The organism is Kitasatospora acidiphila, from assembly GCF_006636205.1.
GTDB classification, from domain to species: domain Bacteria; phylum Actinomycetota; class Actinomycetes; order Streptomycetales; family Streptomycetaceae; genus Kitasatospora; species Kitasatospora acidiphila.
Genome location: NZ_VIGB01000003.1, coordinates 5194978 through 5208853, shown reverse-complemented (window position 1 = coordinate 5208853; position 13876 = coordinate 5194978). Strand labels below are relative to the sequence as shown.

Annotated in this window: 18 protein-coding genes; 10 read left to right on the top strand and 8 right to left on the bottom strand. The window is 70.9% G+C overall.

What is annotated here, in order from left to right; genetic code table 11:
* Positions 1-20 precede the first annotated feature (20 nt).
* Complete coding sequence (locus tag E6W39_RS43105; RefSeq protein ID WP_267286705.1) at positions 21-146, bottom strand: hypothetical protein; 126 nt, start codon at positions 144-146, stop codon at positions 21-23.
* A gap of 243 nt (positions 147-389) precedes the next feature.
* Positions 390-806, bottom strand: a complete 417-nt coding sequence (locus E6W39_RS24755; protein ID WP_220140259.1) for a zinc-binding dehydrogenase — start codon at positions 804-806, stop codon at positions 390-392.
* Between the two features lie 29 nt (positions 807-835).
* On the opposite strand from E6W39_RS24755, the gene E6W39_RS41975 reads away from it, so the two are divergent.
* The 3 genes from E6W39_RS41975 to E6W39_RS24745 all read left to right on the top strand — a co-directional run bounded on the left by E6W39_RS41975 (position 836) and on the right by E6W39_RS24745 (position 2156).
* Positions 836-1285 carry a hypothetical protein gene (locus E6W39_RS41975; protein WP_228718344.1) on the top strand — a complete coding sequence of 150 codons (450 nt, stop codon included), beginning with the start codon at positions 836-838 and terminating at the stop codon, positions 1283-1285.
* 116 nt (positions 1286-1401) lie between these two features.
* Positions 1402-1677 (top strand): hypothetical protein, encoded by a 276-nt coding sequence (locus tag E6W39_RS41970; RefSeq protein ID WP_228718343.1) that lies wholly within the window; start codon positions 1402-1404, stop codon positions 1675-1677.
* Positions 1674-2156: a GNAT family N-acetyltransferase gene (locus E6W39_RS24745; RefSeq protein WP_181799442.1), complete on the top strand. Its 483-nt coding sequence runs from the start codon at positions 1674-1676 to the stop codon at positions 2154-2156. The genes E6W39_RS41970 and E6W39_RS24745 overlap by 4 nt, the downstream gene beginning before the upstream one ends.
* 47 nt (positions 2157-2203) lie before the next feature.
* On the opposite strand, the gene E6W39_RS24740 is transcribed toward E6W39_RS24745, so the two are convergent.
* Positions 2204-3364 (bottom strand): hypothetical protein, encoded by a 1161-nt coding sequence (locus tag E6W39_RS24740; RefSeq protein ID WP_141635404.1) that lies wholly within the window; start codon positions 3362-3364, stop codon positions 2204-2206.
* Between the two features lie 937 nt (positions 3365-4301).
* Here E6W39_RS24740 and E6W39_RS24735 point away from each other — a divergent pair.
* A complete protein-coding gene (locus E6W39_RS24735; protein ID WP_141635403.1) occupies positions 4302-4763 on the top strand; it encodes a hypothetical protein in 462 nt (153 codons plus the stop codon).
* Positions 4764-4946: 183 nt separating this feature from the next.
* On the opposite strand, the gene E6W39_RS24730 is transcribed toward E6W39_RS24735, so the two are convergent.
* Both E6W39_RS24730 and E6W39_RS24725 read right to left on the bottom strand, forming a co-directional pair.
* A complete protein-coding gene (locus E6W39_RS24730; protein WP_228718342.1) occupies positions 4947-5417 on the bottom strand; it encodes a hypothetical protein in 471 nt (156 codons plus the stop codon).
* An 84-nt stretch (positions 5418-5501) separates the two neighbouring features.
* Positions 5502-6071 carry a GNAT family N-acetyltransferase gene (locus E6W39_RS24725; protein ID WP_181799441.1) on the bottom strand — a complete coding sequence of 190 codons (570 nt, stop codon included), beginning with the start codon at positions 6069-6071 and terminating at the stop codon, positions 5502-5504.
* 228 nt (positions 6072-6299) lie between these two features.
* Between E6W39_RS24725 and E6W39_RS24720 the strand changes: the two genes are divergently transcribed.
* Both E6W39_RS24720 and E6W39_RS24715 read left to right on the top strand, forming a co-directional pair.
* On the top strand, positions 6300-6707 hold the full coding sequence (locus E6W39_RS24720) for a YciI family protein (RefSeq protein WP_141635401.1): 408 nt from the start codon (positions 6300-6302) through the stop codon (positions 6705-6707).
* Between the two features lie 8 nt (positions 6708-6715).
* Positions 6716-7861 carry an RNA polymerase sigma factor gene (locus E6W39_RS24715; RefSeq protein WP_141637931.1) on the top strand — a complete coding sequence of 382 codons (1146 nt, stop codon included), beginning with the start codon at positions 6716-6718 and terminating at the stop codon, positions 7859-7861.
* A 116-nt stretch (positions 7862-7977) separates the two neighbouring features.
* Here E6W39_RS24715 and E6W39_RS24710 read toward each other — a convergent pair whose 3' ends face one another.
* On the bottom strand, positions 7978-8187 hold the full coding sequence (locus E6W39_RS24710) for a DUF4287 domain-containing protein (protein ID WP_141635400.1): 210 nt from the start codon (positions 8185-8187) through the stop codon (positions 7978-7980).
* A gap of 51 nt (positions 8188-8238) precedes the next feature.
* Entirely contained in the window at positions 8239-8931 is a 693-nt protein-coding gene (locus tag E6W39_RS24705; protein WP_141635399.1) for a DUF998 domain-containing protein, read from the bottom strand.
* 152 nt (positions 8932-9083) lie between these two features.
* Between E6W39_RS24705 and E6W39_RS24700 the strand changes: the two genes are divergently transcribed.
* Complete coding sequence (locus E6W39_RS24700; RefSeq protein WP_141635398.1) at positions 9084-9455, top strand: STAS domain-containing protein; 372 nt, start codon at positions 9084-9086, stop codon at positions 9453-9455.
* Here the strand turns inward: E6W39_RS24700 and E6W39_RS24695 are convergent.
* Positions 9414-10400 (bottom strand): sigma-70 family RNA polymerase sigma factor, encoded by a 987-nt coding sequence (locus E6W39_RS24695; protein WP_407658452.1) that lies wholly within the window; start codon positions 10398-10400, stop codon positions 9414-9416. The genes E6W39_RS24700 and E6W39_RS24695 overlap by 42 nt on opposite strands.
* A 236-nt stretch (positions 10401-10636) precedes the next feature.
* Between E6W39_RS24695 and E6W39_RS24690 the strand changes: the two genes are divergently transcribed.
* The 3 genes from E6W39_RS24690 to E6W39_RS24680 all read left to right on the top strand — a co-directional run bounded on the left by E6W39_RS24690 (position 10637) and on the right by E6W39_RS24680 (position 13873).
* Positions 10637-11419 (top strand): DUF6348 family protein, encoded by a 783-nt coding sequence (locus tag E6W39_RS24690; protein WP_141635397.1) that lies wholly within the window; start codon positions 10637-10639, stop codon positions 11417-11419.
* A gap of 174 nt (positions 11420-11593) precedes the next feature.
* Positions 11594-12799, top strand: coding sequence for a L,D-transpeptidase (locus E6W39_RS24685; protein ID WP_141635396.1), 1206 nt, complete (start codon positions 11594-11596; stop codon positions 12797-12799).
* A 213-nt stretch (positions 12800-13012) separates the two neighbouring features.
* On the top strand, positions 13013-13873 hold the full coding sequence (locus E6W39_RS24680; protein WP_181799440.1) for an NmrA family NAD(P)-binding protein: 861 nt from the start codon (positions 13013-13015) through the stop codon (positions 13871-13873).
* Positions 13874-13876 lie beyond the last annotated feature (3 nt).

Below are 13876 nucleotides of genomic sequence, written 5' to 3'. Positions count from 1 at the left end.
GCCCTCAAGCGTGGCGCCCTCTAACGCAGCAGCTCCCCCACGACCAACCCCGCGACGGCACCCAGCACCACCACCAGGACGGATCCGATCACGATCTGCATGATCCTGATCGAGTCGTCCTCGCTCGCTTCCCGCGTCTTCGCCATCCCCCGCCGCCCCCTTCTGAGTCCCCAACTCCGCATCCACCTCGGCGCCTTGCTCCCCACATCCTGACGCAAGCCCACCCACAGGGGTGCCAGCAACGGCAGTTGCGTCGAAGTCGCCGACGGCTGCCCCGCCGTTATGGGTATGAACAACTGTCCACAACAAGAGCTCAGTTGTGACTTGCGCACGGGTGTCCCGAGGAGGCTCTGAGAGCGCGGTAAGTGAGGCTATGCCTGCGGGGGTGGTCAGATCAGGAGCAGGGTCTTACCCAGGGCGCTTCGGCTTTCGATCGCAGCGTGCGCGTCCGCGGCGTGATCCAGCGGGAAGGTCTGTCCGATGACGGGCCGAACTCGGCCCGCGACCGCCTCTGCCATCACCTGTTCGGCCCACTGGTGCATCCGCGGCCGAAACCCGTACAGCTGCTCGATTCCGATCACCTCAACTCCGCACTTCTGCGCCTCCACGGGCTCGATCGCTGTCAGCTGACCGCTGGAGGCGCCGTGCACGAAGAATCGGCCATGGCGGGCCGTCAGCTCGAACGCGGCCCGGCCGATCTCCCCGCCCACACCGTCGAACACGACGTCGACTCCCGCGCCGCCAGTCGCCTGGAGGACCTGCTCGGTCCAGTAGCCGACGACGACGGGCGGGACGTGTTCGAACACGTCCCCTGCGATTGGAAGGCGGTACGAGCATGGGCGAGTTCCCTGCCTGCCCGTCCGAGGCAGTGAGCGCTGCCGAGGCCGCCTGTGGCCGCATCGTCCTGACCGAGATCACCGACCGACGCGGTTGTGCCGTTTGGAAGGCGGCCGGCACCGTGGCGACGGTGGCGATCAAGGCGGGGTACGGCGAGGGCGAGGAGCCCACCGCCAGGGAAGCCGCCGTCCTGGACCAGTTGCCCGGCTACAGCGTCACGTCCGGCCGCCACGACGGCGGGGTCTGGTACATCACCCCGTGGCTGGCCGGGCCGTCAACGTGGAATGTCTTCGCCGGCGCCCGCGAGGGACGGCCCGCCGACCGCCCCGTCGCACTTGCCGCATCCGTCGACCTGTGCCGAGCGGTTGCCGGACTCCACGTCGCCGGTTGGGTCCACTCCGATCTCCAACCCGCCCACGGTATCCACACGGGGCGGGTGCGCGGCTGATCGACTTCTCCTGGTCCTGGCACCCCGATTTCGAGCAGTCGGCCTTCTTCAAGGGCGGCATCGTCCATCTCCTGGCCCCTGAGCTGGCCGCCTCGATCCAGGCCGGAATCCGGCCCGTGAAGCCCACCATGGCCGCCGAGGTGTACACCCTCGCCGGCACCCTGTGGACCTGCACGACCGGCCGATGGCCACTTGACTATGCGGCCATCGGCATCGACCACCGAGCGGCCGGACCGGATGGCATCCGTGACGCCATCGCCTTGGGCACCGTCCCGCTCAGCACCAAACCCGACTGGTCCGCAGTCGGCTACGTGCTCCGCGACGTGTTGCTGGCCAAAGCTGCCGACCGGCCCACGGCCATCGAGCTGGCCGCCACCCTGGAGGGGTTGTGATCCTGAGGGAGCTTTCTCCGCATGATGCCGAAGATGTGCGCCAGATCTACCACGGCGAGTCCGTGAGGTACCTCGGACGCGACGAGATGAGCGCGACGGAAGCTACTGAGTACATCGCTCGCTGCATCGCCTGGCGTCAGCAAGATCCACGGGTACAGCACATCCTCGGTGTCGAGGTGGCATCGAACTTGGTCGGCGTCATCAAACTCCGCGCCGACGCGACAACAGGGCGGCTGAGCTACATCATTCGTCACGACTGCTGGGGTCGGGGATATGCAACGGCCGCCGTCCGCGAACTCCTCACACTGGCGTTCAATCCACTGGCCCTGACAGCCGTCAGCGCGAAGCATCTGCCGGAGAACGCCGCCTCCGGTCGAGTGTTGCTGAAGGCCGGTTTCGCCCTGATCGGTGAGGCCGACGGCTTTGCCCACTACCGCATCTCGCTCGCGGAGGAGCCAGTCAACACTGCGGGCCGGTAGGGCTGCCTCGGTATCCCGAGGAGGCTCCGAGAAGTCGCAGTCGGCCGTCATCGAGCTGGGGTGGGTGTGATGACGGCCTGGCCGGTGATGCGGTTGAAGCCGACGGTGTTGACCAGGAAGAACCGGACACCGCTGTTGGACTGATCCGTGATGGCGTTCACCTTGGTGTTCGTGTCCGGTGTTGGACCGGAGCCACTGGTGATGTCCTCCAGCACAGGACCGCCGCCAGGGGCCGCCAGGGTGATCCGAGTGCCTTGGGCGATCACGCCGTTGTTCTGCGGAACGTCCCCTTGCGCGTGAAGGACTGAGAGCTTCTGCGCTGGGGCGCCGGTATCGAGGGTCGTCGGTCCGCAGTTGTGGGATTGACCGGCCTGCCAGCACAAGGTCACGAGCCGTTCCCAGATCGGGCGCCCGTCCGCGTATGTCCCGTCCGCCTTGGTCAGCGGCAACACGACGCTGCTCGCGGTCGGATTCGGCGCACCGAGCGTCAGTGTTCCGCCGGTGGGAGTGAGCGCCACGGTGTACCCGTCGGAATGCGGTGCTCCCAACTGGGTGAGCACGGACATCAGCTCTTTCGACGCCGGGGTGGGCCCACCCAGCGCGATGCCGAGGGTGCCCTGGGCGCCGCTGTCGCCGTTCTGGGCCTGGAACGCCTTGGCATCGGCGGCATCCTGGTCGATGACGCCGACCGCGACCGGCGCGGGCGTCGCGATTCCCGTGCCAGGGAAGCTGACCATCGCATCGGCCACCCGGTAGTTCAGGGTGTTGCCCGCATCGGGACTCCCGTAGTGCACCGAGGAGGCACGCCCGGTGTCATGGGCCCCGGAACCTACGGCGGTGGCCGCCAGCACCAGGCCGCTCGACCCGGTGTCCAGGTGTACCGGAACCGCCGGCCCCCCGCCGACCGACACCATCACCATCGGGCGATACGGCGAACTGCCCTGGTGGCCCATGGTGATGGGAACCGTCGCCGCGGGGCCCGGCGCCGTCGAACCCGCCGCCGCGGAGGGCGGCGATGCGCTGGTACTGCTACCTGCGACGCTGCCCTTCCCCGCACATGCCGAGGCGGTCAGTCCCACGAACAGCGCCGCCACCAACGCGCAGAGTCGTCTCCTTGAGAACATCACGTGCTCCGCTTCTGTCGCCGCCGAAACTGCGGCGAGGATCGCAAGGAACCTTGTGGATTCTCTGTGGGTGGGGTGGATCACGGGGCGCACGGGGGCGCGTGGATGGTTGCGCAGAGTGGCGTTGCGAGCACGGAGAGCCGTTTGGCGGGGTGGGAGCGGTGTAGCGTGCGCCGTGGAGCGGGTCGCCCCCGAACGGACAAGGGGCGAGCCCGGGCGGGTGTTGCCACACCTGGCCGGGCTCTTCATCCGCCCAGTGGCAAAGGACCCACTGAGGATGCTTAGGAATGTTATCGCGCCCGCGCGCGCCTTTACGCAGATTGCCAACGCTCACATCTGGGATGACGATCTCTCAGATTCCGCCTTCCGGCTGCTGGTTCGGGCGTTGGCGCTGTCGGACGCGGCGGCGCGGAAGACCACGGTGACGGAGCTGGCCGCCGGGTTGACGGGCGGTCGGATCACAGCGGACCGGGCGCGGCGGCAGCTGGGCAAGAAGGGGCTGCTGCACTCGACGAAGTGGCGCAGCGCGGCCGGGCAGGTGCGGTCGGAGTCACTGGTGTCGAGTGTGCCGTTGGGGGCGGAAGAGGCGACGGGGATCTTCGCGGAGCGGCGGGGAGTTGGGGGTGTTGGCTGCGCCGGGGGACGGAAGGTCGAGTGGGCCGATGTTTCGGTACCCGGCGCTGTCCTCCCACCAGGCGGAGGAGGCGGTGGAGTTGGCTGCACCGGGGCACGGAAGGTCGAGCGGGTCGACGTTTCGGTACGCGGTACCGCCCTCCCATCAGGCGGAGGAGGCGGTGAAGTTGGCTGCACCGGGGTACGGAAGGTCGAGCGGATCGGCACCGCCCTCCCACCAGGCGGAGGAAGCGGCGAAGTTGGCTGCATCGACAGACAGAAGGTCGGGCGGGTCGGCGCCACCCTCCCTCCAAGCCGAGCTGGCGGACAACAACCGAGTGCCGGATCACGGAACATCGGCCGAGCCGACGTTTCGTCACCCGGCACCGCCCTCCCTACGGAAGGAACATTGGGGGAGAACACGTCTTCCCCCCTCCCGGTCCCGCCGGATGCGGACGGGCGCCTGGCTGCGGCGGAGCGGGTGCTGCTGTCGCTGCGGAAACTCGATGAGCGCCTGGTGCTCGGGTCACGGGAGGCGGCCCGGTTGGCACCATTGGCCGCCGAGTGGCTGGCCAGAGGCGTCAGCGTGGCGGGGTTGCGGCATGCACTGAGCAACGGGCTGCCCGTGCCGCTGAAGTGCCCGGCCGCGCTGCTGCGGCACCGCTTGACGGAGAAGATGCCCGACGACGAGGCCGACCAGCTGCCGCTGAAGCTGGCGATGTGCGGCGACTGCGGGCGCGGCTTCCGCGTCGTCGCGGACGAGGTCCGCTGCACGGAGTGCCGGACTGCGGCACCCGTGCGCTCCCCGGATCCCGTGCCGGCGCGGGTGGGCTGGCGGGAACGCGTGCGGCTGGCCGGTGCCACCGGCTGACGCCGGGCCAGCGGACCTGGATCGCCGAGGAGGCGCCCGCGAGTCGCTGAACTATCCGCAGAACATGCCCAGTTGCGGGTTGCGGGTTGCGCGTCGCCGCGTCACGGGGATCCCCTTCGAGAATCCCCGTGGCCATCGACGTGGAACTCACAACTGGGCAGGCTGCGCAGCTCGCCATCCCGATCAGGCGGCGTCGAGGGCGCTGGTGATCTTGCGGGTCATGTCCGCCATGGTGGGAGTGGGCTCGCAGCGGTGGGTGGCTGCTTGGAGGGCAACGGCAACGGTGCTGCGGAAGTTGTCGGCCTCGGCCGGGTCCTGCCGCTTCAGCAGGCTCATGGCCTCCGTCAGGGCCGGCAGCACCTGGTCGGCGATTGCGGCGACGTTCTTGCCGTCCAGCTTCACGGCTCCCGGCTTCTCGGCGAGCACGTGCCCGACCGCGCCGGTCACGGAGGCGAGGGCGATGGAGCCGTCGGTGGCGATCCGGTGCGGCTTGCCACCGGCCGCGCCGGCGGCCGTCAGCAGCGAGACGGCGCCGTACGCGGCGGTCCGCAGGGTGGCCTTGTCCTGAGCGGTCAGGGTGAGGGTGCTGTTCATGGTGGTGTGCTCCATCGAAATCGAAGTGGTGTTGTTCGAGGCGGTGTTGCTCGAAGTCATGCGTCAACTATCGGCAGCTCGCCTGACACCACCCTGTCGCCGCCCTGACACGGCCACTGACACGGCCACTGGCACCCAACCGCCCTACCAGGGCCGGTAGATGCAGTCCGCCAGCGCGCTGTACCGCTTCCACCCCAGCGTCTCGTACAGCGCTCGGCCCTCGTCCGTCGCCCCGAGGACCCCCAGCGTGGCGCCCCTTGCCACCGCGCGGTCGGCCAGCGTCCGCATCACGAAGTCGCCCAGGCCGCGCCGGCGGTGCGCGGTCTCCGTCACCACCCGGTCGACCACCACGGCCTCCCCCAGCAGCGCCAGCTGCCCCTTCGCCGCCAACTCGCCGCCCGCGTCGTGCACCTGGACGTACAGGACCCCGTCCCGCACCTCCTCCGACGCCGCATACCCCTCGGGCACCGCCGGGTTCGTCACCCGCAGCTCGGTGGCCATCAGGTGCCCGGACTCGTCCTCGTCCGCCACCCAGCCGCCGGGCAGCCAGGGCGCCACCTCCCCCGGCTCCATCGGCACCGTGATCCAGGTGTGCGGCACCGCCACCGCCTCGACCGCCGCCCGCACCGCCGACTCCTCGGCCTCGGGCAGCACATGGCGCCCGAGCTGCGCCGGTTTGCCGATGTCGAGGTAGAGCCCCCAGGGCAGCTCCATCGGCTGCGGAGTGCGCCGCGAAACGGCCCAGCCGGCTACCCACGTCCTGACCAGTTCCGGAATCACCAAGTCCCCCTAGTAATAGGCAGTCACCGTCACTGCAGCTTACGTATCGGTGGCACTTCCTACCAGAAAGATTCGGGTGGCGATGTCGAGAAGCCGTGTCCGGCTCCGTCCCAGGGGTGAACGCGGCCACACTGGGTCGCACGAGGACCGAGGAGAACCACGATGGCCAAGTACCTGCTGTTGAAGCACTACCGGGGCGCCCCGGCTTCGGCGAACTGCGTGCCGATGGACCAGTGGACCCCCGAGGAGATCTCGGCGCATGTGCAGTACATGAACGACTTCGCGGCCCGGCTGGAGAAGACGGGCGAGTTCGTCGAAGGCCTGGCACTCGCCCCCGAGGGGGCGTGGGTCCGCTACGACGGTGAGGGGCGCCCGCCGGTCACCGACGGACCGTTCGCGGAGACCAAGGACCTCATCGCCGGCTGGATGGTCATCGACGTCGACAGCTACGAGCGCGCCGTCGAGCTGGCCGGAGAGCTGTCGGCCGCCCCTGGCGCAGGCGGCAAGCCGATCCACGAATGGCTGGAGCTGCGCCCGCTCCTGGCCGCGCCGCCCACCATCACGGAGTGACGTCACCGATGGACGAGGCCCTGGTCAGGAGCCTCACCCCAAGTGTGCTCACCGTCCTCGTCCGCCGCGGAGCCGACTTCGCGGCGGCCGAGGACGCCGTGCAGGACGCGCTCGTCGAGGCGCTCCGGGTCTGGCCGGCCGAAGCGCCCCGGGATGCCAAGGGCTGGCTGGTCACCGTGGCCTGGCGCAAGTTCCTCGACGCGACGCGCGCCGACGCCGCCCGCCGCCGGCGTGAGGACCGCGTCGAGGAGGAGCCGGCGCCCGGGCCGGCAGCTGCGGTCGACGACACGCTCCAGCTCTACTTCCTGTGCGCCCACCCGTCGCTGACCCCGGCATCGGCGGTCGCGCTCACGCTGCGCGCCGTCGGCGGGCTGACCACCCGCCAGATCGCCCAGGCCTACCTGGTGCCCGAAGCGACCATGGCGCAGAGGATCAGCCGGGCCAAGCGCACCGTCTCCGGCGTGCGCTTCGACCGGCCCGGCGACGTCGCCACCGTGCTGCGCGTCCTCTACCTCGTCTTCAACGAGGGCCACTCCGGCGACGTCGACCTCGCCGCCGAGGCCATCCGGCTCACCCGGCAGCTCTCGGCCCGCATCGACCACCCCGAAGTGGCCGGGCTGCTCGCCCTCATGCTGCTCCACCACGCCCGGCGTGCCGCCCGCACCGCCTCCGACGGCAGTCTGGTGCCGCTCGCCGAGCAGGACCGCGCCCGGTGGGACACCGCGTTGATCGCCGAGGGCGTCGGGATCCTCCAGGCAGCCCTCGCCCGCGACCGGCTGGGCGAGTTCCAGGCCCAGGCCGCCATCGCGGCACTCCACGCCGACGCGCCCACCGCCGAGGAGACCGACTGGGTGCAGATCGTCGAGTGGTACGACGAGCTCACGCGCCTGACCGACAGCCCCATCGTCCGGCTCAACCGCGCGGTCGCCGTCGGGGAGGCCGACGGACCGCGCGCCGGCCTGGCAGCCCTCGCGGCACTGGACGCCTCACTACCCCGCCACGCCGCAGTGGCGGCGTACCTCCACGAGCACGACGGCGACCTGGCCACGGCGGCACGGCTGTACGCCGAGGCGGCCCACACCGCACCCAACCTCGCCGAGCGCGACCACCTGACGCGCCAGGCCGCCCGGCTCAACGCCCACCGAAGCCGCTGAGGTCGCTGACGGGCCGCGCTCGGGCTCCCACACGGCACCGCACCGGGCGCGCCTTTACTCCCGCATCCACAAGGCCGGCGCCTCGTCGTGACCTCCCCCGGGTGCTGAACGCCCTGCTACTTGCCCTCGGCCAACGTGGCGGCGACCAGCGCGTTGGCGTGGCCGTGGCCGAGGCCGTGCTCGGTCTTCAGCCAGGCGACCAGTTCCAGGTGCTTGGTCAGCGGGGAGGTGCGGATGAGGTCCTGCCACTCCGCGATCGGGCGGCCGTACTTCTTCTCGATGGACGGGAAGTAGCTGGCGGGGCCCTTCACCGGTGCGGTGCTCATGTGCGGTGTCCTGTCTGTCGGTGTCGTAGTGGTCTTGGTTGTCGTCTGGTTCTACTGGTTCCGGGTGGCCAGGCGGGTGGTGACCGCCGTCAGCCAGAGCAGCCCGAGGCCGGCCCCGGCGGTGAAGGCCGGCACGGCCGAGGCGGAGGCCGCGAACCCGGCCAGGACGGCGACCGGCACCAGGCGGCAAGCCCACGCCCAGCCGCGCTCTCCCCGGGCCGCGAAGTGGCGGGCGAGCACGAAGAACGCCGCGCACAGGGCGAGGTAGCCCACCATGCCGCTGAGCATGTGGACGCCCCCGTGCCAGCTGAGCGAGGCGGCGGTCGGGGCGTTGGGGGTGCCGACCGGGAACCCGGCGCCCGGGTCGGCCTTGAAGACCGCCGCGACGAGGAAGGACCCGCCGAACACCCGGACCAGGCGCGGCGCCCAGCGGCTCCCGACCGCGCCGTCCAGCGCCCGGCGGAGCCCGGTGGCGCCGGCGATGATCAGTGCGCCGGTCAGCAGGAAGCTGGTGACCTGGATCCAGCCCAGGTCACCCAGGCTGAGCTGGCTGATCGCGTTGCGGGTGAAGTCGAACCCGTCGCGGCAGAACCCCTGGACCACCCCGGCGCCCAGGAACAGCGGGCCGGCTGCGCCGCCGGCCGCGAGCAGGGCCCGGGTGCCGGGGCGGCGCACCGCGCCGGCCCGGGTGCCGGGGCGGCGCACCGCGCCGAAGGCGGCCGGAGTGGTGATGGTCTGGGTCATGCGATCCCCCCGAGTGAACGTCCTGGTCTCTTCAGAAGGTCAGACGGAGCGCCCTGGTGAAACTCATCGCTCCTGGAGAAAAAATCTCCGCCCGGTGCGACCGGTGCCCGCCCGACCGATGAAATCCGGCCCGCACGGCGGTCTCACCTGGCATGGAGACCGTGGAGTTCACCGTCGGCCCGCTCCCTCCCGGGGCCGGGCCGTTCCTCACCGACCAGCTGGCCGCACTGCTGGCGGACCACCCGAGCGCGGTGGTCGTGCGCTGCGAGGTGTCCGCCGTCGAGCGGCCCACCCGGGCCGACCTGGATCACCTCGCCCGGCTGCGGCTGACCGCGCGGCGGGCCGGCCGGGAGCTGGTCCTGGCCGGCATACCGCCGCGGCTGCGTCTGCTGCTCGAACTGACCGGGCTGGCCGAGGCGTTTGAACTGACCGGGCTGGCCGAGGCGTTCGAACTGACCGGGCTGGGCGAGGCGTTCGGCTGCTCAGACGTCGGCGCTGGTCAGCCGCATCGGGAGCCCCCATAGCGGGAACAGCCGCTCGGTGTCCATGTGGTTGGTCATGGTGCTGATCCGGCCGTCGGTGATCTCCAGCAGGGTGATGCCCCACGGCGTCCACCCGTTGCCGTCCTCGGCCGGGCGGTACTGGGCGAAGGCGGGCGTGCCGTTCGCCTCGACGGGGATCATCCGCGACCCCCGGCAGCCGCAGCCCGCGCCCAACCACCACTCGCCCAGCTCCACCACGCCCTGCACCCACATCTGGTACGGCGGCATGTTGAGCACGGCGTCCTCGTGCAGCAGGCTCTTCAACGCCTCGATGTCGAACGCCTCGAACGCCCGGACATAGCGCGCCAGCAGGGCCCGCTGCGTCTCGTCCAGCGGCTTGAAGGTGTCGGACTCGGGCACACCGCCGTTGTCGGCGAGCGTGGCCCGGGCGCGCTGCAGGGCGCTGTTCACCGACGCCACGGAGGTCTGCAGCAACTCGGCGGTCTCGGCCGCCGACCAGGCCAGCACCTCACGCAGGATCAGCACCGCGCGCTGGCGGGCGGGCAGCTTCTGCAGCGCCGCGACGAAGGCCAGCCGGATCGTCTCCCGCCCCACCGCCACCTCGGCGGGATCCCCGGCGAGCACCCGCGAATCCGGGACCGGGCCCACCCAGATGCTCTCCTCCAACTGCGCCAGGTCGGGCGCGGCCGCCGGGCAGGGCGACGACAGGTCCATCGGCCGCGCCCGCCGCTGGGCGGCCGGGGCCATGTCCAGGCAGACGTTGGTGGCGATCCGGTACAGCCAGGTCCGCAGCGCCGAACGCCCTTGGAACCCCTCGAACTTGGACCACGCCCGCACCATGGTCTCCTGCACGGCGTCCTCAGCCTCGAAGGCGGACCCGAGCATCCGGTAGCAGTAGGCCGTCAGCTCCCGGCGGTACGGTTCGAGCTGCTCGGCGACGTCGTCACGATCCATGGTCACAGACACGCCGCCACCATAGCGGCGGAAGCCGACATCAAGATCATCTACTCAACACTGCCTGCGCGACATCGACGCCGCGGCCAGCGCCGTGTCCTCCACCGCCACCATGCCGGTCCAGGTGCTGTTCGGGTCGGCCTGCTTCGCGTTCGCGTTCGTGTTCGTCATGCCTTCAACGTGAGGCCTGACCCTTAGGTCAAGGTCAACCCTGGCTACGGCAGTTGCGAGTGATACCGTGACCCGCCATGATCTGGCCTTTCCGGCGCACCAAGGCATCCGACGCGAACTCCCCCGGCGCACCGACCGGCCCGGCAGCGACCGATCCCGCGCCCGCCGACCCCGACGAGCTGCCCGAGCTGCCCGCCCCTGCGGTCCTCGCCATCCTGGCCGAGGAGTTGACTGCGGTCTCGGGCACTGCCTGGCGCTCGGACGGCGAACTGGTGCTCGGGCCCGGCCGATCGGCGATCGCGCTCACCGACGAGCACGGCGGCCCGGGCCACCTGGACCTGGTCTACCTCGTCGACGTCCAACAGCCGGACGAGACCGCGATACCCGACTGCGTCACCGGCCACGGCCCCACGCCGGAGGCCCGGGTCCGCAACGCCATCGACGCCTGGCTCGGCACCACGGGCGCCGCACTGCTCGAACTCGCCAACCAGCAGGGCCGGTTCGCGACGCACCGACCCGCCGGGCACCCCGAGGGCCTGCCGGGCTGGCATGCGATCCTCGGCGGCATCACCGGGATCGGCGTCGGAGCGCAGCACGATGCCGTCCAGTCGTGGACCGCCGGGCAGGCGCTCCTCCCCGCCCTCGCCCCCGCGCTCACGGCCGACGGCCTGCCGCGTGACCGACTGGTCGGCATCAAGCTCTTCTTCGGCTCCGCCCATGGCGAGGAGACCGCCGAGGTCCGTATCCTCGGCGAGGTCGCGCCCGCCGCCTCCGCCGCGCTCGCCGCGCTGCCCTGGCCCCGCCCGGCCGACGGCGGCTCGTTCGCCCGGAGCTTCGTGCTGCTGGTGCACAAGGGGTAGCGAGGGGCAGCTCAAAGGGGTGGCCCGGAAGAAGCAGCCACGGGGGAGCTCGCTACCCTGCCCCGAACCCCCGAATGTCCTGATTGTGTGACAGTCACATTCACGGTGCATCCATTTGGCACCATGGGGAGTCGAAGAAGCATAAGGATCACCACGATGTGGGGGGAACGAACAATGCGCTCCAGGGGCATACCGGGCACCGTTGCTGCACTGCTGCTCGGCGGTGCGCTGCTGCTGACCACAGCCTGCAGCAGCGGGACCGGCGGCGGCACCGGAGGGTCCGCCACCGCCCCGGCCGCAGCCGGCCACAGCGGTGCCCAGGCGAAGCCGTCCGCGGCCACCCTGGCCGTGCTGCCCGCCGACGGGTCGCAGAACGTGGCGCCCAGCGGTGCGGTGAAGGTGTCGGTGACCGACGGGAAGCTGACCCAGGTGACGGTGACCGGCCCGGACGGCAAGCCGGTCGCCGGCACGGTCGGCCCGGACGGGAGCTGGGCGCCCACGGCCGCACTGTCGGTGTCCACCAAGTACCAGGTGAACGCCAACGCGGTCGACGCCTCCGGGGTGGCGACCACGACCACCAGCAGCTTCAGCACCCTCACCCCGAGCAAGACCGAGAGGGTCCGGGACAACCTGGACAACAATGCGACGTACGGCGTCGGCATGATCATCAGCGTCACCTTCGACAAGGCGGTCACCAACAAGCAGGCGGCGGAGCAGGCGATCACCGTCGAGGCGACGGACGGCACCACCGTCAAGGGCCACTGGTTCGGCCCCAACCGCCTCGACCTGCGCCCGGAGAACTACTGGAAGCCCGGCACCAAGGTGAGCGTGCACCGCCGGGTCTCCGGCGTCGAGCTCTCCCCCGGCGTCTACGGCGACTCGGACACCGACGAGGCCTTCACCATCGGCCGCTCGAAGGTCAGCACGGCGGACGCCGGCACCCACCAGATGACCGTGGTCGAGGACGGCGCCCCGACGAAGACCATCGCCATCACCGCGGGCGCCGACGACAACCCGTCCTGGAACGGCACCATGGTGGTCTTCGAGAAGGACCGGATGGTCCACATGGACTCCAAGACCACCAACATCAAGGGTGCGGGCTACGACGTCTACGAGCCGCACGGCCTGAAGATCACCGACACCGGCTCCTACGTCCACGGCAACCCCAAGGCCGTCGACTGGGCGGGCAAGGCGAACATCAGCCACGGCTGCATCGGCCTGCCCGACACCGACCAGGGCGAGGACGACTCGGTGGCCGGCAAGTTCTGGGGCGACTCGATCATCGGTGACGTGGTGATCGTCCAGCACTCGGTCGGTGAGCCGGTCGCTCCGGACAACGGCCTGGGCGGCTGGAACCTGCCCTGGGCCCAGTGGTCGTAACCGGCAGGGCGTCAGCTTTGCGTGGCTGAGTGGCGGCGGTCAGGTTGCTGACCGCCGCCACTGCTTTTCCCCCGAGCCACTGGGCCGCACCCGATCGATGAGCCTGGCTGATCGAACGAGTGCGAATCAGACCTTGATCACCCAAGGAGCCGCTGCCATAGTCCGGATGACTGGTCATCAGAGCAGTTGCTGGTACGAACGGGAGAGACATTCGTGATCGTGGTCACCGGTGCCACCGGCACCGTGGGGTCGAAGGTTGTCAGCGGGCTGCGCGAGCGCGGCGAGAGCGTGCGCGCGCTGGTGCGCGACCCCGGGTCGCGCCCCGCCGAGTGGGACGAGGGCGTCGAGGTGGTGGCCGCCGACTACACCGACCCGGCCTCGCTGGACGCCGCCCTGGCCGGCGCGGACGTGGTCTACCTGCTGGTGGCCGTCCACCCCGAGATGGCGCAGCACGAGATCAACATCATCGACGCCGCGGTGCGCACCGGGCGGCAGCCGCGGATCGTGCTGCACGCGGCCGCCGGGGTGGAGTACAAGCCGGAGGGCGTGCGCTTCCTCTCCGCCCATGTGGCGGGCCACGCGCACCTGGAGGCCAGCGGGCTGCCCTGGACGGTGCTGGCGCCGAACGGCTTCCACCAGAACTTCCTGGGCATGGCCGACGCGGTCAAGGCCGGCCGGCTCACGGCTGCCGCCGGGCACGCCCCGGTCTCCTGGGTGGACGCGCGGGACGTCGCGGACGCGGCCGTCGCGGTGCTGACCGGCGAGGGGCACGAGGGCGCGGTCTACACGCTGACCGGGCCGGCCGGGCTGACCCACGAGGAGATCGCCGAGCAGCTCGGCGCCGTGGCCGGCCGCGAGGTGGCGTACCAGGCCGCCGACCCGCAGGCCGCGCTGGCCGGCATGCTGGGCGCCGGCTGGGACCCGTGGCGCGCCGAGGGCCTGATCGAGCTCTACACCTTCTACGCGGGCGGCGGCGCGGGCGCGGTCAGCTCCGACGTCGAGAAGCTGACCGGCCACCCGGCCCGCTCCTTCGCCGACTTCGCGGCCGACCACGCGCCGGTGTTCGGGGGCTGACGA